The sequence below is a fragment of the Acinetobacter sp. YH12116 genome, from assembly GCF_013418895.1.
Classification (GTDB): Bacteria; Pseudomonadota; Gammaproteobacteria; order Pseudomonadales; family Moraxellaceae; genus Acinetobacter; species Acinetobacter indicus.
Genome location: NZ_VPBE01000008.1, coordinates 80,917 through 99,989, shown reverse-complemented (window position 1 = coordinate 99,989; position 19,073 = coordinate 80,917). Strand labels below are relative to the sequence as shown.

General features: G+C 45.8%; 18 protein-coding genes. 13 read left to right on the top strand and 5 right to left on the bottom strand.

The window, feature by feature from the left end; translation table 11 throughout:
• Window positions 1–115: 115 nt before the first annotated feature.
• The 3 genes from FTU54_RS07225 to FTU54_RS07215 all read right to left on the bottom strand — a co-directional run bounded on the left by FTU54_RS07225 (window position 116) and on the right by FTU54_RS07215 (window position 4,145).
• On the bottom strand, window positions 116–1,450 hold the full coding sequence (locus FTU54_RS07225) for a DcaP family trimeric outer membrane transporter (protein WP_180074597.1): 1,335 nt from the start codon (window positions 1,448–1,450) through the stop codon (window positions 116–118).
• Between the two features lie 106 nt (window positions 1,451–1,556).
• Complete coding sequence (locus FTU54_RS07220) at window positions 1,557–2,939, bottom strand: aromatic acid/H+ symport family MFS transporter (RefSeq protein WP_160243162.1); 1,383 nt, start codon at window positions 2,937–2,939, stop codon at window positions 1,557–1,559.
• 291 nt (window positions 2,940–3,230) lie between these two features.
• A complete protein-coding gene (locus FTU54_RS07215) occupies window positions 3,231–4,145 on the bottom strand; it encodes a LysR family transcriptional regulator (protein ID WP_104473128.1) in 915 nt (304 codons plus the stop codon).
• 118 nt (window positions 4,146–4,263) lie between these two features.
• Here FTU54_RS07215 and FTU54_RS07210 point away from each other — a divergent pair, with 118 nt between their 5' ends.
• The 12 genes from FTU54_RS07210 (at window position 4,264) to pcaD (ending at window position 15,493) form a co-directional block, all read left to right on the top strand.
• The gene (locus FTU54_RS07210; protein WP_160241303.1) at window positions 4,264–5,373 is read left to right on the top strand and encodes a muconate/chloromuconate family cycloisomerase; all 1,110 of its coding nucleotides are present in this window, start codon (window positions 4,264–4,266) and stop codon (window positions 5,371–5,373) included.
• Between the two features lie 11 nt (window positions 5,374–5,384).
• Complete coding sequence (gene catC / locus FTU54_RS07205) at window positions 5,385–5,675, top strand: muconolactone Delta-isomerase (RefSeq protein WP_005178078.1); 291 nt, start codon at window positions 5,385–5,387, stop codon at window positions 5,673–5,675.
• 166 nt (window positions 5,676–5,841) lie between these two features.
• Window positions 5,842–6,762, top strand: a complete 921-nt coding sequence (gene catA / locus FTU54_RS07200; protein WP_160241302.1) for a catechol 1,2-dioxygenase — start codon at window positions 5,842–5,844, stop codon at window positions 6,760–6,762.
• A gap of 74 nt (window positions 6,763–6,836) precedes the next feature.
• Window positions 6,837–8,225 carry a benzoate 1,2-dioxygenase large subunit gene (benA, locus tag FTU54_RS07195; protein WP_180005949.1) on the top strand — a complete coding sequence of 463 codons (1,389 nt, stop codon included), beginning with the start codon at window positions 6,837–6,839 and terminating at the stop codon, window positions 8,223–8,225.
• On the top strand, window positions 8,222–8,713 hold the full coding sequence (gene benB / locus FTU54_RS07190) for a benzoate 1,2-dioxygenase small subunit (RefSeq protein ID WP_180074596.1): 492 nt from the start codon (window positions 8,222–8,224) through the stop codon (window positions 8,711–8,713). The genes benA and benB overlap by 4 nt, the downstream gene beginning before the upstream one ends.
• A 95-nt stretch (window positions 8,714–8,808) precedes the next feature.
• Window positions 8,809–9,825: a benzoate 1,2-dioxygenase electron transfer component BenC gene (gene benC, locus FTU54_RS07185; RefSeq protein WP_019837573.1), complete on the top strand. Its 1,017-nt coding sequence runs from the start codon at window positions 8,809–8,811 to the stop codon at window positions 9,823–9,825.
• Window positions 9,826–9,863: 38 nt separating this feature from the next.
• Window positions 9,864–10,649, top strand: a complete 786-nt coding sequence (gene benD, locus FTU54_RS07180; protein ID WP_160241299.1) for a benzoate diol dehydrogenase BenD — start codon at window positions 9,864–9,866, stop codon at window positions 10,647–10,649.
• A 53-nt stretch (window positions 10,650–10,702) separates the two neighbouring features.
• Window positions 10,703–11,929, top strand: coding sequence for a benzoate/H(+) symporter BenE (gene benE, locus FTU54_RS07175; protein ID WP_087662389.1), 1,227 nt, complete (start codon window positions 10,703–10,705; stop codon window positions 11,927–11,929).
• Between the two features lie 24 nt (window positions 11,930–11,953).
• Entirely contained in the window at window positions 11,954–12,640 is a 687-nt protein-coding gene (locus FTU54_RS07170) for a 3-oxoacid CoA-transferase subunit A (protein ID WP_180074595.1), read from the top strand.
• Window positions 12,641–12,659: 19 nt separating this feature from the next.
• Window positions 12,660–13,313, top strand: coding sequence for a 3-oxoacid CoA-transferase subunit B (locus FTU54_RS07165; protein ID WP_016658115.1), 654 nt, complete (start codon window positions 12,660–12,662; stop codon window positions 13,311–13,313).
• Window positions 13,314–13,447: 134 nt separating this feature from the next.
• Entirely contained in the window at window positions 13,448–14,653 is a 1,206-nt protein-coding gene (pcaF, locus tag FTU54_RS07160) for a 3-oxoadipyl-CoA thiolase (protein WP_016658114.1), read from the top strand.
• 60 nt (window positions 14,654–14,713) lie between these two features.
• Complete coding sequence (gene pcaD, locus FTU54_RS07155) at window positions 14,714–15,493, top strand: 3-oxoadipate enol-lactonase (protein ID WP_005178103.1); 780 nt, start codon at window positions 14,714–14,716, stop codon at window positions 15,491–15,493.
• A gap of 119 nt (window positions 15,494–15,612) precedes the next feature.
• Here pcaD and FTU54_RS07150 read toward each other — a convergent pair whose 3' ends face one another.
• Complete coding sequence (locus tag FTU54_RS07150) at window positions 15,613–16,500, bottom strand: DMT family transporter (protein WP_005178106.1); 888 nt, start codon at window positions 16,498–16,500, stop codon at window positions 15,613–15,615.
• A gap of 338 nt (window positions 16,501–16,838) precedes the next feature.
• Between FTU54_RS07150 and FTU54_RS07145 the strand changes: the two genes are divergently transcribed.
• Complete coding sequence (locus FTU54_RS07145; protein WP_180074594.1) at window positions 16,839–17,930, top strand: putative zinc-binding metallopeptidase; 1,092 nt, start codon at window positions 16,839–16,841, stop codon at window positions 17,928–17,930.
• Between the two features lie 40 nt (window positions 17,931–17,970).
• On the opposite strand, the gene FTU54_RS07140 is transcribed toward FTU54_RS07145, so the two are convergent.
• Window positions 17,971–19,026, bottom strand: a complete 1,056-nt coding sequence (locus FTU54_RS07140) for an aromatic ring-hydroxylating dioxygenase subunit alpha (protein ID WP_104470185.1) — start codon at window positions 19,024–19,026, stop codon at window positions 17,971–17,973.
• Window positions 19,027–19,073: the final 47 nt, after the last annotated feature.

Below are 19,073 nucleotides of genomic sequence, written 5' to 3'. Positions count from 1 at the left end.
AAAATGCCTGATATTTTTGCTGTAATTGTCCCCCACATTAGACTTAAGTCCAAAAAAGTCTAAAAACAAAAAAGCCAGAAGTGTCCTTCTGGCTTTTTTAATCTATAGCGTGTAATTAGAAGTTATAGATGGCCACCATATTAATACGGTTGTCTTCGCCTGTACGACCGCTAACTGGTTGATCGTCTTCATCTAAAACAGGACCATAGGCTTTACGTTCACCATAGACATATTCTAGACCGAAGCTAAGTGGTTTACGTGGGCTATAGAATATATTGGCCCATGCCTGCCAAAGATCTTTATTCGCAGCACTCTTGTTACTTAAAGCATTAATGTAATCTTGATCATCATCAAACTTCATATAGCCATAGCCCAAAGTACCACGCAATTTGTCATTAAACTTCTGGGTCAGACCGACAGTAATCGAATCAAACTCGCTTTGGGCTGCGATAGCGCTCGTTGCAGTAATCACACCTTTGTCATCAAGGTTGGTTACAGCAACACCTTTATTGGCAAATGACACAAAGCTGCTATCACCCTTCACATGGTAGTAGTCCGCTTTTAAAGTCGTGCTTGGGGTCACATCATATTTAGCGCCCAAGCCAACGCCCCACGCCATTTCTTCATCAGAATTGATGCGTTTTTCATGGCCCATGGCACGTGCGCTCACGCTCATGTTATCGGCGAACTGATGATTTAAGCGCGCAGTCAAAGCCGGTAAACGCTGGGTGATGCTGTTATCTTTTGGGTCTTCAGCAGCCACCACCAGATTGGTTTGCGGGCTGAATTTCGCGGTATAACGCACTTGCGGGGTACGTTTAACTGCGCCACCGGCATAGGCCAAAGCATCGACTGTTTCCGGCATATAATCCGGTACCGCAAAGTTAGACCAGGTTTGACCAATTAACCAGTTGCCATAATTTAAGTAAGCATGACGAATACGTAAGTTATCAAAATTTGAACCGCCCAAGAAGTCGACTTCAATTTTACCTTTTACGTCTTGATCACCCACAGGGCTTTTGAAATCCAAACCTAAACGTGTAGCAGAAAGCGTTGATCTTAAACGATCACTACTTTCATTATTGCCTTCTAACGCTACGGCATTAATATGGTTATATGGCAAATCTCGGCTACTGCCCTCAACCTGATAAGAACCATCCATACGGACGTTTCCATACAGGTTAAATTCAGCATTACCCAGCGTCATACCCAAGCCGCGCTTTTCAGTGCTGGCTTTTTGTGCAACAGGTGGTTGTACCGCAGTATTGGAAAGTTGGTTTAAATTCGCTTGAACCGTTTGATTTTGTTGAGCATATTGATGAACAAGTGCTTTCAGTTGTTGCACTTCCTGACGAAGCTGCTCAACTTCCTGGCTGCTTTGCGCATTGGCCATTACACTCATTGTTAAACCGACAGCAATTACTAAAGGTTTGATCATCATTGTTTTCATGGGCACACTTATCCTGTGACTATCCGTTTTTGTCGTTCCTGACAAAGTTTCATTGTTTTAAAGTTTGGCTAGCCTGAAGAACTCAAGCTAGCGGTTTGCTCAGAGATTAATGTGCAGAGCTTTTGACTGCTTTGACATTGCTGTTGGCGAAGCTTTCCTGCTTGGCTTTGGCACCATCTACCGAGACTTTCAGATTTACCATAAAGATCGCTACGGCTGCAATTAGACCAGGGATGGCAATCATCATGAAATTCATCTGGTGTGGCAGGTTTAAAGTCAGCAGTGCACCAGTCAGCACAGGCCCGACAATCGCGCCGATCCGGCCAATTCCAGAGGCCCAACCCATACCGGTTGAACGTACTGTAGTCGGGTAAAACTGTGCGACGAAAGTATATAGTAAAATTTGTGATCCAATGGTGGCTGCACCGGCAATGGCAATTAAGGTATACAGCACTGGCTGTGGACTGTTAAAGCCAAGCAGGATTAGCGCAATTGCCCCCACGGTGAACATAATGGTCAATACCGGTTTCAGATGGAAACGATCTGACAAGGCACCGCCACCAATTGCACCGACCATACCGCCAATATTCAGCGCGAACAGGAACAGCATACTTGCACCGAGTGAATAACCGGCCTGAATCATCAGTTTTGGTAACCAGCTGCCCAATGCATAGACCATTAACAGACACATGAAGAACGCAACCCAGAACATTAAGGTACTGAAGGTACGACCTTGCTGGAACAGTGCACGTAATGGGGCTTCATCACCGGCCATCACTTCATTCAGCACAAACTGGGTATTTGGCGCAATATTCTGTTCTGGAGCAATTTTCTGTACAAAGGTGCGGACCTGTTCTGTTTCACCTTTTTTGGTGAGGAACATCAGGGATTCTGGCAAGAATTTCCACAGCAGCGGTAACAGCAATAATGGTATACCGGCTAGGAAGAACATGATTTTCCAGCCATAATCTGCCACCAGCCATGCACCTAACAAGGCAGAGGTCATCCCGCCAATGGCATAGCCACTGAACATCACGGCAACCAGAGTACTCCGAATCCGTTTTGGTGCGTATTCGGTCATCAGTGCCACCACGTTTGGCATCACACCGCCAATGCCTAAACCGGCAAGGAAACGTAAAATACCAAACTCAATCGGGTTACTGGCAAAAGCACCGAGGAAGGTAAAGCCACTGAAAATGGCCACACAGATCATAATGGTCTTTTTCCGGCCCAGTTTATCGGAGAGCGTTCCGAAACTCATGGCACCGAACATCATCCCGAACAGCGCGGTACTGGCCAATAGCCCTGCCTCTACCGCACCAAGTGACCATTCCTGCATCAATAGTGGTAAAGCCACCCCGTAAATAACCAGGTCATAGCCGTCGAAGATAATAATTAATAAACACCATAAAAGTACGCCCCAGTGAAATGGCGTAAATTTCGCGTTATCAACTACCGTATTGATGTTTACTGAATCTGTTGTATTCACGATAAGCCTCCTGCTTGTGAAACCGTCCAAATTTTTGTAAACAATGACCCAATGCGTTATTTTTGTCCAAAACCGATTGCATATATATTCATACCTAAAAAGTTAGGCGAAAAAATTAGTTTTATAAACAATTGTTTATGTTTTAAACAATCTATCTTTATGTAGGAAATATAAATTAAAGTTTATTTTTAAACTGTGAAACATAAAAAAAGGTCTGAACAAAAGCGCGCCGTTCAGACCTGTTGCAACTTTATCTATATAAAGGATGGAAAGAGCTAAACTTCAACGCCCTTAAATTACAGTACGATCATATTTAATCGCTTCCAGATCATAGACCTGATAAATACTGTCAAACAGTGAGCGGATATCTTCGCTTTCATCCATACTGCGAATCGCCAGGAAAATCGGGCTTTTAGCAGCATCATCGAGTAAAGGAATATAGTTCAAATGCGGCAACTGTATGGTACGCGCGCTTTCCGGGACTATACACATACCTTCGCCGGCAGCTACCAGCCCCAAAGCCAGCTGAATTTCACGCACTTCTTTTAAACTGCGTGGCTCCAGACTGTATTCGGAAAACAGTCCGCGCACCTGGGTCGAAAAATTCGGTTTGGGATGGTTTGGATAGAGAAAAATATTTTCTTCGACAATATCTGAAAGGTATATACCCTGCCGCTTTGTTGCAAATATATGACTGTCATGCACTGCCACCATGAGCGGTTCTTCACGTAATAAAATACGTCGAATGGCCGGATCGGAAATGCGTAAACGACCAAATCCGACATCTATACGACCTTCCTTTAAGGCCTGAATCTGGTTGGTGGTAGTCATTTCAACCAGTTCTATCTTTAAATTAGGATGTTGTTGGCGGAATAAATAGACTATTCTGGGGAGTAAACCATAAAGTAAAGAGCCCACAAAACCAATGGTCACGGTTTTCTCGACCATTCCCACCCGCTTGGTCATGGTTTTGATCTCTTCCGCATTAGACAAAAGTTTTACGGCATGCTGATAGAAAAATTGGCCTGCCGGAGTGGTCTGTAATGGGCGGCTACCGCGCTCAAATAGCTGAATTCCAAGCTCACTTTCCAGATTTTGGATCTGACGGCTTAAAGGTGGTTGCGCAATAAACAGTTTTTCAGCTGCTTTGGTAAAACTCTGTTCTTCTACCACAGCAACAAAGTATCTGAGATGTCTAAGTTCCATACCCTTTCCATACCTTTAGAATATAATAAAATGCCAAAATGATCTTCGACAGTGCGTTTCTATTCTTTTAAGGTATATCACATCAGATACACAACGCAAGATTGCGAAGAGTAAAGTGATGTATAAATCCATTGAAACCATGCTTGTCGAGATTCCTACCATTCGTCCACACAAAATGGCGGTGGCGACAATGCAGACGCAAACCCTGGTATTGGTAAAGATCTCCACAGACGATGGTTTTGTGGGCTGGGGCGAAGCAACCACAATTGGTGGATTAGGCTACGGTGAAGAAAGCCCAGAAAGCGTAAAAACCAATATTGATACTTACTTCGCACCTTTACTAAAAACATTGGCTGGTTTGAACTTTGCACAAACCATGCGCGCCCTGAAAAAGAATATTAACGGCAACCGTTTTGCCAAATGTGCCATCCAGACTGCTTTACTGGACATTCAGGCACAGCGCCTCGGTTTACCACTGAGTGAAATTCTTGGTGGCCGTTTACGTGACAGCGTTCCTGTGCTTTGGGTATTGGCTTCAGGCAATACTGAAAAAGACATCGCTGAAGCGCAGAAGATGATTGAAATCAAACGTCACAATGTGTTCAAGCTGAAAATCGGTTCTCGTCCGGTTGAAGAAGATGTTGAACACGTGCTGGCAATCAAAAAAGCATTAGGCAAAGACGTTTCTATTCGTGTTGACGTCAACCGTGCCTGGTCAGAGCTTGAAGCCATTAAAGGTATTCAGCTGCTGCAAGATGGCGGTGTTGACCTGATTGAACAGCCATGCGGCATTGAAAACCTCGATGCGATGCGTCGCCTCACCCGCCGTTTCGATATTGCCATTATGGCAGACGAATCGTTAATGGGTCCAAACAGCGCTTACCAGATTGCCCGTAACAATAGTGCATCAGTTTTCGCAGTGAAAGTTGCACAATCTGGTGGTCTAATCGAAGGATGTGAGGTTGGCAAAATTGCCAAGCTAGCCAATATCGACCTATACGGCGGCACCATGCTAGAAGGCCCGGTAGGAACCATTGCTTCAGCGCATGTGTTCTCGACGTTTGAAAGCCTGGCTTACGGCACCGAACTGTTTGGTCCATTGCTACTGACGGAAGAAATTTTAAAAACACCATTGCAATATCAAAACTTTGAATTGGTGTTACCAACCACTGCCGGTTTAGGTATTGAACTGGATGAAGACAAGCTTGACCGCTTACGTCGTCAATAAAGGAGCTAGACATGCTTTTTCACGTACGCATGGATGTCAATATTCCACTCGATATGCCAGCTGAACGCGCTAATGAAATTAAAGCCGTTGAAAAGGCATATTCGCAGGAATTACAGCGCCAAGGTAAATGGCGTCATATCTGGCGCATTACAGGCCAGTATTCAAACATCAGTATTTTTGATGTTGAAAGCAACGAAGAACTGCACAACCTGCTGCAAGGTCTGCCGTTGTATCCATACATGAATATTGAAGTGATGGCGCTTAACCGCCACCCATCTTCTGTCCGTGATGATGACACCTGATTCACAGTTCATATCGGTATTTTAAGAATTTAAAGCCGCTATCGGGGTAGCGACTTTAGAAGTCCAAAGGGTAAATAAACAAGGATTGTGGCCAGCCAGATCAGCCAGCCAAACAAGCATTCAGGCAGCCACGACAACTATATACATACATTCAAGGAGTAATTGTATGGATCGTCAAACAATTGAAAACGTAGTTAAGGCTTGTAACGTGGACACTTCAGAAGGTCCAGTAAATGCACGTGTACAACAGGTACTTGTTCGTTTAGTTACAGATTTATTCCAAGCGATTGAAGACTTAGATTTAAGCCAATCAGAAGTTTGGAAAGGTATTGAAACTATCATTGATATTGCAAAAGCTGATGAGTTTGCATTGATGGGTTCTGCTGTAGGTCTTGAACACTTCCTAGACTTACGTGCTGACGAAGCTGACGCGAAAGCAGGCTTGACTGGTGGTACGCCACGTACAATTGAAGGTCCATTGTATGTTGCAGGTGCGCCTGAATCTACTGGTTTTGCTCGTATGGACGATGGTTCTGAAGAAGGCAAAATCCCGACTTTAATCATTGAAGGTACAGTAACTGACACTGACGGCAACATCATTCCTGGTGCTAAAGTTGAAGTATGGCATGCAAACAGCCATGGTAACTATTCATTCTTTGATAAGTCACAAAGCCACTTCAACCTACGTCGCTCAATCTTAGCTGACGAAAAAGGTCAATATGTTGCTCAAACAACTATGCCTGTAGGTTATGGCTTAAACCCTGAAGGTCCACTTCAAGGTGTATTGAACCAAATCTCTCGTCACGGTCAACGTCCAGCTCACGTGCACTACTTCATCTCTGCACCTGGCTACCGTAAGCTTACGACTCAGTTCAACATCGAAGGTGATAAATACCTTTGGGACGACTTCGCATTCGGTACTCGTGAAGGTCTAGTTGCTGAAGCTGTAGACGTAACTGACGAAGCTGAAATCGCACGTCGTGGTTTGAAAGGTCCTTTCAAATACATCCAATTCAACGTTGTTCTTCAGAAAGATAAAGAAGGCGCTCCTTCTACTGAAGTTGAACGTCGCCGCGCAAGCGCATAATTTGAATGGAATCGGGATGTAATCATTAGATTCATCCCGATGACTTCCCCTCCTTGGAAAGTCGGAGAAAGGACATGCCTCGTATTCCTGTAATTAACACCAGCCACTTAGACCGCATTGATGAGCTATTGGTTGATGATTTTGAATCTGGTGAATTTAAACTACACCGTTCAGTATTCACAGACCAAGCCCTGTTTGACCTAGAAATGAAATACATTTTTGAAGGCAACTGGGTTTATTTGGCACACGAAAGCCAAATTCCAAACAACAATGACTACTACACCACTTACATTGGCCGTCAGCCAATCATCATTGCACGTAACCGCAATGGCGAATTAAATGCCATGATCAATGCGTGTTCACACCGTGGTGCACAGTTATGTCGTTACAAGCGTGGTAACAAAGCAACTTATACTTGCCCATTCCACGGTTGGACTTTCAACAACTCTGGTAAGTTGTTAAAAGTGAAAGACCCTGCCGATGCGGGTTATTCAGATTGCTTCAATAAAGACGGTTCACACGACTTGAAAAAAGTTGCCCGTTTTGAAAGCTATAAAGGTTTCTTGTTTGGTAGCTTAAACCCAGATGTTCCTTCTTTAGAAGAATACCTAGGTGAAGCAACTAAAATCATTGACATGATTGTGGGTCAATCACAACAAGGTCTTGAAGTTTTACGTGGTTCTTCTACTTACACTTATGAAGGTAACTGGAAGTTAACTGCTGAAAACGGTGCCGATGGTTACCACGTATCTGCAGTACACTGGAACTACGCTGCAACAACTCAGCAACGTAAAGAAAAAGAAGCTGGCGACAATATTCGTGCTATGAGTGCAGGTTCATGGGGCAAACAAGGCGGTGGTTCTTACGGCTTTGAAAATGGTCACATGCTACTTTGGACACAATGGGCAAACCCTGAAGACCGTCCTAACTTTGCCAAGAAAGATGAATACACCGAGCAATACGGTGAAGCGATGGCGAAATGGATGATCGAACGTTCACGTAACTTGTGCATCTATCCAAACGTGTACTTCATGGATCAGTTCGGTTCACAAATTCGTGTGTTACGTCCGCTGTCTGTAGATAAGACTGAAGTGACTATTTACTGTATCGCACCTGTGGGTGAAGAGCCAGAAGCACGCGCACGCCGTATCCGTCAATACGAAGATTTCTTTAACGCATCAGGTATGGCAACCCCAGACGATCTTGAAGAATTCCGTGCATGTCAGGCAGGTTACGCAGGTATCGCACTTGAGTGGAACGATATGTGCCGTGGCTCTAAGCACTGGATCCAAGGTCCAGACGATGCAGCCAACGAAATTGGTTTAAAACCAAAACTTTCAGGTATTAAAACTGAAGACGAAGGTTTATACCTTGCTCAGCACCAACACTGGTTAGAACTCATCAAACAAGGCATCGCAACTGAAAAAGAAATTGCGGCATCTACTGAAGGAGAAAACGCATGAGCGACATCACTTTAGAAAAAGTTGCACAGTTCCTTTATCAAGAAGCTCGCTTTTTAGATGATGAACAATGGGATGAGTGGTTACAGTGCTACGCTCCTACTGCTTCTTTCTGGATGCCAGCTTGGGATGACGATGACCAATTAACTACAGATCCACATTCTGAAATCTCTTTGATTTACTACCCAGACCGTCAAGGTTTGGAAGACCGTGTGTTCCGTATCAAAACTGAACGTTCGTCTGCAACCATGCCAGACACACGTACGAGCCACAACATCAACAACATCGAAATTGTTGAACGTGATGGCGATAAAGTGACTGTACGTTTTAACTGGAACACCTTAAGTTTCCGTTACAAAACCAACTACAGCTACTTTGGTATGTCACGCTACGAAATCGACTTTTCTGGCGACAAACCACAAATTTTAAGCAAGTACGTGGTGCTGAAAAACGATTACATCAACCAAGTAATCGACATTTATCACCTCTAAGACTGTATTGATTTACAGCTAGGTAAAAACCTTTCAGCCAGATGGAATTTTGGCTGAAAGGTCAAGTTTTAAAGATTTCTATAGGATATTCAGCCATGTCAAACCACAATGTTGCACTTCAATTTGAAGATGGCGTTACACGTTTTATTTCTGTTACAGATGGTGAAACACTGTCAGACGCAGCTTACCGTCAAAAGATCAATATTCCTTTGGACTGCCGTGACGGTGCATGTGGAACGTGCCGTGCGTTTTGTGAATCAGGTTCGTATGACATGCCTGAAGAAACTTATATTGAAGATGCATTGACACCAGAAGAAGCTGAACAAGGCTATATTCTTGCATGCCAATGTAAACCAACTTCAGACGCAGTATTCCAAATTCAAGCCACTTCTGATGTATGTAAAACTGAAATTCATGCATTTGAAGGTACATTGGCACGTGTTGAAAACTTATCTGACTCGACTATTACCTTTGATATTCAGTTAGATGAAGGTCAACCAGATATTCACTTCCTTGCAGGTCAATATGTGAATGTGGGTATTCCAGGCACAACAGAAACTCGTTCGTATTCTTTCAGCTCTAAGCCTGGCAACCGCTTAACTGGCTTTGTGGTACGTAACGTACCAAACGGCAAAATGAGCGAATTCTTAAGCCAAAACGCTAAAGCTGGCGACAAAATGACCTTTACGGGTCCATTTGGTAGCTTCTACTTACGTAATGTAGCACGCCCTGTGGTGATGTTAGCGGGTGGTACGGGTATTGCACCATTTATGTCTATGCTGCAAGTGCTTGAAGAAAAAGGTTCTGAGCACCCTGTACGTTTAGTCTTTGGTGTGACCAATGACTTTGACTTGGTTGCAATTGAAAAATTAAACGAACTACAAGAAAAATTCTCTTGGTTCGAGTACCGCACTGTTGTGGCAAATCCAGAATCTGCACACGAGCGTAAAGGTTACGTGACTGGCCATATCGAAAACGAATGGCTCAACGGTGGTGATGTAGACATCTACCTATGTGGTCCAGTGCCAATGGTAGAAGCGGTACGTGGCTGGTTAGATGCAGAAGGTGTTAAACCTGCAAGCTTCCTATTTGAAAAATTCTCTGCCAACTAAGTTTGTTAGACAGTCTAGAAACATAGTCGGAGAATACAATGAATCGCTCAAAAAGATTTGAAAACAAAGTTGTAATCGTGACTGGTGCTGCTCAAGGCATTGGTCGCGGTGTGGCTTTACAAGTGGCTAGCGAAGGCGCACAAGTAGTCATGGCTGACCTTTCTCCTTATGTAGAAGAAGTGTTGGCTGAAATTGAAGAGCTTGGTGGCGATGCTGTTACTGTAAAAGCCAATCTTGAAACTTTTGCAGGTGCAGAATCTGTCGTTGCAAAAGCACTCGATACCTATGGCCGTGTAGATGTACTCATCAACAACGTCGGTGGTGCAATCTGGATGAAACCTTTCCAAGAATTTTCTGAAGAAGAAATTATCAAGGAAGTGAATCGTTCATTGTTCCCAACCCTATGGTGCTGCCGTGCCGTGTTGCCAGAAATGATTAAGAATCAAAAAGGTACGATTGTAAACGTATCTTCTATTGCAACACGTGGTATTAACCGTGTGCCGTATTCGGCTTCAAAAGGTGGTGTGAATGGCTTAACCGCTTCCCTTGCCTTTGAACACGCCAAAGACGGTATTCGCGTCAATGCAATTGCCACAGGCGGCACTGAAGCACCACCACGCAAAGTACCACGTAATGCCAACCCGCTTTCTGAATCAGAACAAGCGTGGATGCAAGAAGTGGTAGATCAAACAATTGATCGTACTTTCTTGGGGCGCTACGGCACCATTCAGGAACAAGTGAATGCGATTTTATTCCTTGCTTCTGATGAATCATCGTACATGACAGGTACGGTTGTACCTGTAGGTGGTGGTGATCAGGGTTAACCTGATCATCTTTTTTGTACAGGATCATTGCCAGACTTGCACGGAGGCAAACAATGAGTCACCTGTTAGATACCTTAAGAAAAGACTGGTCCTTATCAGCCACAGTTGCAGGATTTTTAGCTGTACTGATTTCCTATGCCGGTCCTTTAATCATCTTCTTCCAGGCAGCCCAACAGGCTCAAGTGTCCAATGCCATGATGATTTCATGGATTTGGGGCATTTCTATTGGCGCAGCCGTTGCCGGTATCTTCCTTTCAATTAAATTCAAAGTTCCGGTGGTCACCGCCTGGTCGGCACCCGGAACGGCCTTGCTGGTCACCCTCTTTCCTGATATTTCCCTGAACGAAGCCGTTGCAGCCTACATCACCTCAGCCGTGGTGATTTTCATTATTGGGATTACCGGTTATTTCGACAAATTGCTGGCCTTAATTCCGCAAGCAGTTGCAGCAGGCATGATGGCCGGCATTTTGTGCCAGTTTGGCTTTGGTCTGTTTACCGCCAGTAACAACATGCCGTTTATTGTATTTGGCATGTTGCTGGTGTTCTTACTGGCCAAACGTTTTAGTCCGCGCTATGCCATGCTGTATGTACTATTGACCGGAATTGGCCTGAGCCTGTTGCTCGGCACCATGAATCCGGTCGAAATGAGTTTTAGCCTGGCAGTGCCGCAGTTTATTGCGCCGGAATGGACCTGGAACTCGACCCTTAACCTGGCCTTACCGCTGATTTTAGTCAGCCTGTCTGGTCAGTTTCTACCGGGGATGGCCATTTTAAAGCTCAGTGGCTACGACACGCCGGCTAAACCCATTATTACCACCACCAGTATCGCTTCGCTGGCGGTGGCGTGTGTTGGCGGGATCACTATTGTCCTGGCCTCAATTACCGCCGCGCTGTGCATGGGCAAAGACGCGCATGAACTGAAAGAAAAGCGCTATATCGCCGGGATTGCCAACGGCCTGTTCTACATTTTAGGCGGTTTATTTGCCGGCAGCATTGTGATGCTGTTTAGCCTGCTCCCGAAAGAATTGGTGGCAGCATTGGCCGGTCTGGCACTTCTAGGAGCCATTGGCATCAATTTAAATGCCGCCATGCATCAGGAAAACCAGCGTGACGCAGCACTTATTACCTTCCTGGCAACTGCATCGGGTATGCAGTTTTTAGGTCTCAGCTCAGTTTTTTGGGGAATTTGTCTGGGTATTCTGGCTCATGTCATTTTAAGCAGAACCGGTTTATCAGGACTGACCTCACCTTCAAGCCCAAGCAAAAGCACGGGTCAATGAAGTTTGTTTGACTAGGAAACAACTATGATTGATAAAAGCTCAGCATCTTTAAAAGATGTGCTCTCTCAAATTAAAGATGGTTCAACCATCATGATTGGTGGTTTCGGTACAGCAGGTCAGCCTGCTGAACTGATTGATGGCCTGATTGAACTGGGCATCAAGGATTTGGTCATCGTCAATAACAATGCCGGTAATGGCGACTACGGTTTGGCCAAATTACTCAAAGCAGGCGCTGTACGTAAAATCATCTGCTCGTTCCCTCGTCAGTCTGACTCTTATATTTTTGATGAACTGTATCGTGCTGGCAAAATCGAGCTGGAACTGGTGCCGCAAGGTAACCTGGCTTGCCGTATTCAGGCTGCAGGTATGGGTTTAGGCCCAATCTACACCCCAACTGGCTTTGGTACTTTACTGGCTGAAGGTAAACCGACCTTAAATTACGAAGGCAAAGAATTCGTTCTGGAAAACCCGATTAAAGCCGATTTTGCTTTAATTAAAGCCTACAAAGGCGACCGTTGGGGCAACCTGGTGTACCGTAAATCTGCTCGTAACTTTGGCCCGATTATGGCCATGGCGGCAGATGTCACCATTGCACAGGTCGCAGAAGTGGTTGAACTGGGTGAGATTGATCCTGAGCACATCATCACTCCGGGTATTTTTGTACAGCATGTGGTGTCAGTTGCTGCCAAACAGCCTGAACAATCAGCATAAATACGTGAAGGAGAACACGATGAGCTATACCAAATTAACACGTGACCAGATTGCTGAACGCGTTGCCCAAGACATTCCAGATGGTGCCTATGTCAACCTCGGGATTGGCCTGCCAACCAAAATTTCAAACTACCTGCCTGCAGATAAAGATGTATTCCTGCATTCTGAAAACGGTTTATTGGCCTTTGGTCCAAAACCTGCGCCAGGTGAAGAAGATCCGGAACTGATCAATGCCGGTAAAGAATATGTAACCATGCTAACCGGTGGCTGTTTCTTCCATCATGGAGATTCTTTCGCGATGATGCGTGGCGGTCACTTGGACATCGCTGTATTGGGTGCCTTCCAGATTGCAGAAAATGGTGACCTGGCCAACTGGCATACTGGTGCCCCGGATGCAATTCCTGCAGTAGGTGGTGCAATGGACCTTGCAGTTGGTGCCAAGAAAGTCTTTATCACTACCGATCACGTGACTAAAAAAGGCGAGCCGAAAATTGTAGCGGAGCTGAGCTATCCAGCAACTGGCCTGAAATGTGTAGATCGTATTTATACCGACCTGTGCGTGATTGATGTGACTGCTGAAGGCATGAAAGTGATTGAGAAAGTTGACGGTCTGTCATTTGAAGAGCTGCAATCCCTGACCGGTGCGAAGCTGATTGATGCGACACAGGGTTAAGTAATCCCTCCCAACCTCCCTGAGCGAGTTTTAAAGCACGGCTTTAAAAACTCAGCGCAAGCAAGGGAGGAAAAGTCCCTCTTTTCTAAAGGGGGATTTAGGGGGATTAAAAAAGAATTTAGGAAACAGAAAAAATGAAAAACGCATATATCATTGATGCTATTCGCACCCCATTCGGTCGCTACGCAGGCGGACTTGCCCCTGTACGTGCAGATGACCTGGGTGCCATTCCCATTCAGGCGCTGATGGAGCGTAACCCAAGTGTTAACTGGGAAAAAGTAGATGACGTGATTTACGGCTGTGCCAACCAGGCCGGTGAAGACAACCGTAACGTCGGCCGTATGTCTGCGCTATTGGCGGGTGTGCCGCATCAGGTGCCTGCAACAACCTTAAACCGTTTATGCGGTTCATCACTGGATGCAGTTGCCATGGCAGCGCGTACCATTAAAGCTGGTGAAGCACATCTGATTGTGGCGGGTGGCGTAGAAAGCATGTCACGTGCGCCATTTGTGATGGGTAAATCTGAATCTGCCTATGGCCGTAGCCAGAAAATTGAAGACACCACCATGGGCTGGCGCTTCATTAACCCGAAACTCAAAGAAATGTATGGTGTTGAAACCATGCCTCAAACTGCTGAAAATGTGGCAGAACAATTCAACATTAACCGTGAAGATCAGGACAAGTTTGCGTTTGAAAGCCAGCAACGTACTGCTGCTGCACAAGCCAAAGGTTTCTTTAAAAATGAAATCGTACCTGTAGTGATTCCACAGCGTAAAGGCGAACCAGTTGTGGTCGATACCGATGAGCATCCACGTGCATCAACCACGTTAGAAGGTTTGGCCAAGCTAAAACCTGTGGTCAAAGCCGATGGTACCGTGACTGCTGGTAATGCCTCAGGTATTAACGATGGTGCAGCAGCATTATTAATTGCCTCTGATGAAGCGGTAGCGGAATATGGTTTAAAACCACGTGCCAAAATTATTGGTGCAACTGTGGTGGGTGTGGAACCACGTATCATGGGCTTTGGTCCAGCGCCAGCCATTAAAAAACTGTTGGCCCAAACCGGTCTGACGTTAGAGCAGATGGATGTCATTGAGCTAAACGAAGCTTTTGCTGCTCAAGCACTGGCGTGTACCCGCGACCTTGGTCTGGAAGATGGAGCTGCGAAAGTAAACCCGAATGGTGGTGCCATTTCACTGGGTCATCCACTCGGTGCATCAGGTGCGCGTCTGGTCACCACGGCCCTGAACCAGCTGGAAGCCACTGGCGGCAAATATGGCCTGTGCTCAATGTGTATTGGTGTCGGTCAAGGCATCGCTTTGATTATTGAACGCGTTTAAAGATACGATAACAAATTAAATTTCCCCTCCCTTTTTTAAAGGGAGGTCGGGAGGGATTCAATGCCAACATTTACATCTCAAGATGCTGAAATTAATTACCAAACCTTTGGTGATGCGACAAAACCTGCGCTGGTATTTTCTAACTCGCTAGGTACCAACTTTAAAATGTGGCAACCGCAAATTGACCACTTCCAGCAGGACTTTTTTGTCATTTGCTATGACACCCGTGGTCACGGCGCATCTTCTGCTCCACAAGGTCCATATACGCTTGACCAGCTCGGCCAAGACGTGGTGAATCTGCTCGATCATTTAAATATTGAAAAAGCAGCCTTCTGTGGGATTTCGATGGGTGGTTTGACCGGTCAGTGGCTAGCAATTAACAAGCCTGAACGTTTTAGCCATGTTGTGGTCTGTAATACGGCCGCTAAAATTGGTCAGGAACAGGCCTGGAATGAGCGTGCCGCACTGGTCCGTGAACAAGGTTTGGCCCCTATTGCATCAACGGCGGCGGGTCGTTGGTTTACCGAACCCTTTATCCAAAGTAACGCAGCAACTGTAGCGACTCTTTCAAACGACCTGGGAGCTGGCAGCCCTGAGGGTTATGCAAGCTGCTGCGAAGCTTTGGCTAAAGCGGATGTACGTGAACAGTTAAAAGACATTCAGGTACCGGTATTCATTGTTGCTGGTCAGCAAGACCCGGTAACAACTGTAGCCGATGGTGAATTTATGCAACAACGCATTGCCAACGCTGAACTGTTTGAAATTAATGCTTCGCATATTTCCAATATTGAACAGCCAGAAGCCTTTAATCAGGCGGTGCAGGCGTTTATTCAACGCTAAACCCAGCTCGGTTGAAAGCATTTAAAAAAAGATAATCTCCGGATTATCTTTTTTGTTTTTAGGCAATTTTTAAAAAGATTGATGATTCTACTGAGATGCCCTGCCCATCTACTTCAACTTTAAGCCCAGATCACCAGCATCGCGGCAATCACCACCAGTACCAAGCCCAGATGATCGGTTCGGGCCAGTTTTTCCTTAAAGAAAAAGGCAGAAATCAGCAAGCTAAATAGAATTTCAATCTGTCCCAAAGTTTTGACCAAGGCCACAGTCTGCATACTCATGGCACTAAACCAGCCAAGGGAGGCCAGAAAACTGCAAATACTCACCTTAAAGGTCAGTCCCAGTCGCTGCCACATGGCCTGTAAGGTATGCCGGCTAAACAGCCCCAAATACAACAACATGCTGATACATTGCAGCCCGATCACAAAACATAATACCCAGCCGGCACGATGTAAAAAGGGTAAATTCTCCAGTTCCAGACTCGCTTCACGCACCAGCAGTGAGGTAATGGCAAAACTGAGACCACTGCCCACCCCAATCGCCAACGTGCTGACAGAAAGCTTGGTATTGGCCGGCCCTTTACTGAGTAAAAAGACTGCCACGCCGCCTAATACGACGCCAACCCAGCCCAGCAGACTTAAATATTCGCCCAGTAGTGCCACGCCAATTAAAGCCGCCAGAATCGCCTCGCTTTTGGCCAGTCCGACCCCAATGGCATAGTTTTTCTGCTTGAACAGCTGCACCATGAGAATGGTGGCCAGAATCTGGCAAAAAGCCGCCACAGCAATATACAGCCAGAATTTCCCGCTAAAGCTAACCGGCGTTGCGGCAGGCTGCTGCAGATATAAAAAACTCAAATAACCGACCGCAAACGGCAAGGCAAAAATAAAGCGTGCCAGCGTGACGCCATAAACGTCGACCGTCATGCTGAGCTGTTTTTGAAAGGCATTGCGCCAGGCCTGCATAAATGCAGCCATCAGGGTAAAAAGAATCCAGGTACTGGCCATGCGAGTATGAAAAATATGATCGGGAATAAGGTTTAATCTACTCCTTTCATGGCGCATATTCGACCATTTTTCATTCATTTACCGTGGCTTTGCTGAATAAATCTCCAATTCTGTCTATTTGCAGCTTTTATGTTCCTTTTAATCCGGAATGCAATGACTGCAAGGCACATGCTTGCCGTTTGCATCCACCTGGTTTTTCGACTCAAAATGAGGCTAAGCGACTGATCGCATCAGGCAACTTTGTAAATCTGCTACAATTTTATAGCGGGTTTCAAATACCCTCCTGACTCAATCTATGTTTAGATAAATGGACGTATCCTGCAGGCTGAGGACCAAGAATGAAGTATTTTGAATGTGCGGTATGCCATCAGCAGATTTTTTTTGGTGCCTCATTTTGTGAATATTGCAAGGCGCCCATTGGCTTTGTTGCCTCCGAAAAAGATATGGGCACCTTTCGTAAGGATAGCGAAAATGAATGGGGCAGCCTGAATGAAAGCTATCGTAATCAGAAATTTAAGCCCTGTTTTAATTATAGTCACTATCAGGTCTGCAACTGGATGATTCCTGTCGATGATGAAAATATCTATTGCGAATCCTGCCAGCTTACCCACACCATCCCCAATTTAGATGAACCGGAAAATATCCAGTACTGGCGTTATCTGGAACAGGCTAAACGGCGGTTTTTATATCTGGCGCAGCGCATGAATATTATGCCGCGGCCAAAACGTTCTGAAGATGACCGCTATGGCCTGCGCTATGAATTTTTAATGCCCATGGAAGGCCAACCGGTGCTGACCGGCCACGCCAATGGTCTGATTACCCTCAATGCCATTGAAGCCGATGTGGTGTACCGGGAAACCACGCGCGTAACCATGGGAGAAAACTACCGCACCCTGCTTGGCCATTTTCGCCATGAAAGCGGCCATTATTATTTTGATGTGATGCAAAACCGCCATCCGGAACTGGTCGATGAATTCCGCTACTATTTTGGTGATGAACGTCAGGATTATGGCATGGCACTCAAACGCCATTATGAACAAGGCCCGCCCTCCGACTGGCAAGACAGCTATATCAGCACCTATGCCACCACCCATCCCTGGGAAGACTGGGCTGAAACCTGGGCGCATTATCTGCACATGATGGATACTTTGGAAACCGCCTATTTTGCCGGAATCCGGGTGCAAGGTAACGGCCGTACCCTGGCCAATCTGTACTTTACCGAATGCCCGATTGGCGGCAAGGATATTGAACACATTTTAGAAAACTGGATTGCCCTGACCTTTAATCTGAATGCGCTGAATCGCAGTATCGGGCTGGATGATGCCTATCCGTTTAAACTGACCGAGCCGGTAAAAGACAAACTGCGTTTTATTCACCGGCATGTGCTGGATAAAGCCTTTAAATCCAATCAGGCCAGTCGTCCTGCTTAAGCTCACTTTCAATTCCTCGCTTTCAATTCAATGAGATTTGCTACACGATATAGCGTTTACTTAGGCCCCATTCGGCCAGAATCCGGCGGTATAAGGCCGATGCGCGATCTGCTTCAAAATGGGCTTCCATGCTTAAATCCAGCGGCAGTTCTTCCGGTTTCTGGCTTTCTACCATGTCCTGATCTTCGGCAAAAATCTGCGCATTAAAATCGTAAACTGCTTGCAGGTCGCCGGTGGTATCAAAATTCCGGGTTAAAGGCACAAATAACCGGGTCTGATGGGCCGATACCGGACAACAGGCATTTAAGATTTTCAAGATGCCATCATTCGGAAAATAAATGGTCAAGGTCGCTGCAAAAGGTGGATAAACATCAAATTCACGCGTCCATAAAAAGCCTTCGGGTGCTAAATGCTGCATACCATGCGGATAATTGCTGACATTGGAAATATAGATACTTTTCAGGCCATAGTCAGTGCGTTCGGTATGATATTTCGGTACCACCGGATTGTCCCGATCAGCAAAGGCCTGATGATGCACCCAGGCAAAATGTGCAACATCAATAAAACCTTCTAACTGACGGCCGCTAGAACCGGCAATATCCACACTGGGTGGTAAAATGGATTGATGCTCAGCATCTTCCCAAGTATCCAGCACCGGAAAATTGGCTGCCTGTTCATCCCGCCCGAACAGGCTGGTCCAGACCAGACCATATTTCAGCACCACCGGAAACGTGGTCAGGCTAAAACGCTCCGAAATCTGGGTCAGGTCGGGCTGGGCCGGAATTTTGGTGCATTTGCCGGCCCGGTTATAGTGCAACCCATGGTAAGGACAGACAATTTCATCGCCCTCCACCCAGCCTTTGCTTAAAGGCACACCGCGATGCGGGCAAATATCCCGTACCAGCTGGATGTCACCGCTTTCTGTCCGGTACAGCGCCATTTTCACATCCAATAAAGTCACCTGTTGCGGCTGGCTGCTGACATCCTGAATTCGTGCCACCGGATACCAATGCTGCGCCAGAATATGCCAGTCACTGGCATCAAAGCGGCTGTCATGGGGTTGGGCAAACAGGTTGATTACAGGAATCGCATTCATAGGCTGGCTCACTTTTAAGCTATACAGGGTCAAGAACAAACGGAAAT

What these genes read in the sequence shown, in the direction of transcription:
- FTU54_RS07225 (WP_180074597.1), bottom strand. Translation starts at nt 1,450, where the DNA reads ATGAAAACAATGATGATCAAACCTTTAGTAATTGCTGTCGGTTTAACA.
- FTU54_RS07215 (WP_104473128.1), bottom strand. Translation starts at nt 4,145, where the DNA reads ATGGAACTTAGACATCTCAGATACTTTGTTGCTGTGGTAGAAGAACAG.
- FTU54_RS07210 (WP_160241303.1), top strand. Translation starts at nt 4,264, where the DNA reads ATGTATAAATCCATTGAAACCATGCTTGTCGAGATTCCTACCATTCGT.
- catC (WP_005178078.1), top strand. Translation starts at nt 5,385, where the DNA reads ATGCTTTTTCACGTACGCATGGATGTCAATATTCCACTCGATATGCCA.
- catA (WP_160241302.1), top strand. Translation starts at nt 5,842, where the DNA reads ATGGATCGTCAAACAATTGAAAACGTAGTTAAGGCTTGTAACGTGGAC.
- benA (WP_180005949.1), top strand. Translation starts at nt 6,837, where the DNA reads ATGCCTCGTATTCCTGTAATTAACACCAGCCACTTAGACCGCATTGAT.
- benB (WP_180074596.1), top strand. Translation starts at nt 8,222, where the DNA reads ATGAGCGACATCACTTTAGAAAAAGTTGCACAGTTCCTTTATCAAGAA.
- benC (WP_019837573.1), top strand. Translation starts at nt 8,809, where the DNA reads ATGTCAAACCACAATGTTGCACTTCAATTTGAAGATGGCGTTACACGT.
- benD (WP_160241299.1), top strand. Translation starts at nt 9,864, where the DNA reads ATGAATCGCTCAAAAAGATTTGAAAACAAAGTTGTAATCGTGACTGGT.
- benE (WP_087662389.1), top strand. Translation starts at nt 10,703, where the DNA reads ATGAGTCACCTGTTAGATACCTTAAGAAAAGACTGGTCCTTATCAGCC.
- FTU54_RS07170 (WP_180074595.1), top strand. Translation starts at nt 11,954, where the DNA reads ATGATTGATAAAAGCTCAGCATCTTTAAAAGATGTGCTCTCTCAAATT.
- FTU54_RS07165 (WP_016658115.1), top strand. Translation starts at nt 12,660, where the DNA reads ATGAGCTATACCAAATTAACACGTGACCAGATTGCTGAACGCGTTGCC.
- pcaF (WP_016658114.1), top strand. Translation starts at nt 13,448, where the DNA reads ATGAAAAACGCATATATCATTGATGCTATTCGCACCCCATTCGGTCGC.
- pcaD (WP_005178103.1), top strand. Translation starts at nt 14,714, where the DNA reads ATGCCAACATTTACATCTCAAGATGCTGAAATTAATTACCAAACCTTT.
- FTU54_RS07150 (WP_005178106.1), bottom strand. Translation starts at nt 16,500, where the DNA reads ATGGCCAGTACCTGGATTCTTTTTACCCTGATGGCTGCATTTATGCAG.
- FTU54_RS07145 (WP_180074594.1), top strand. Translation starts at nt 16,839, where the DNA reads ATGAAGTATTTTGAATGTGCGGTATGCCATCAGCAGATTTTTTTTGGT.
- FTU54_RS07140 (WP_104470185.1), bottom strand. Translation starts at nt 19,026, where the DNA reads ATGAATGCGATTCCTGTAATCAACCTGTTTGCCCAACCCCATGACAGC.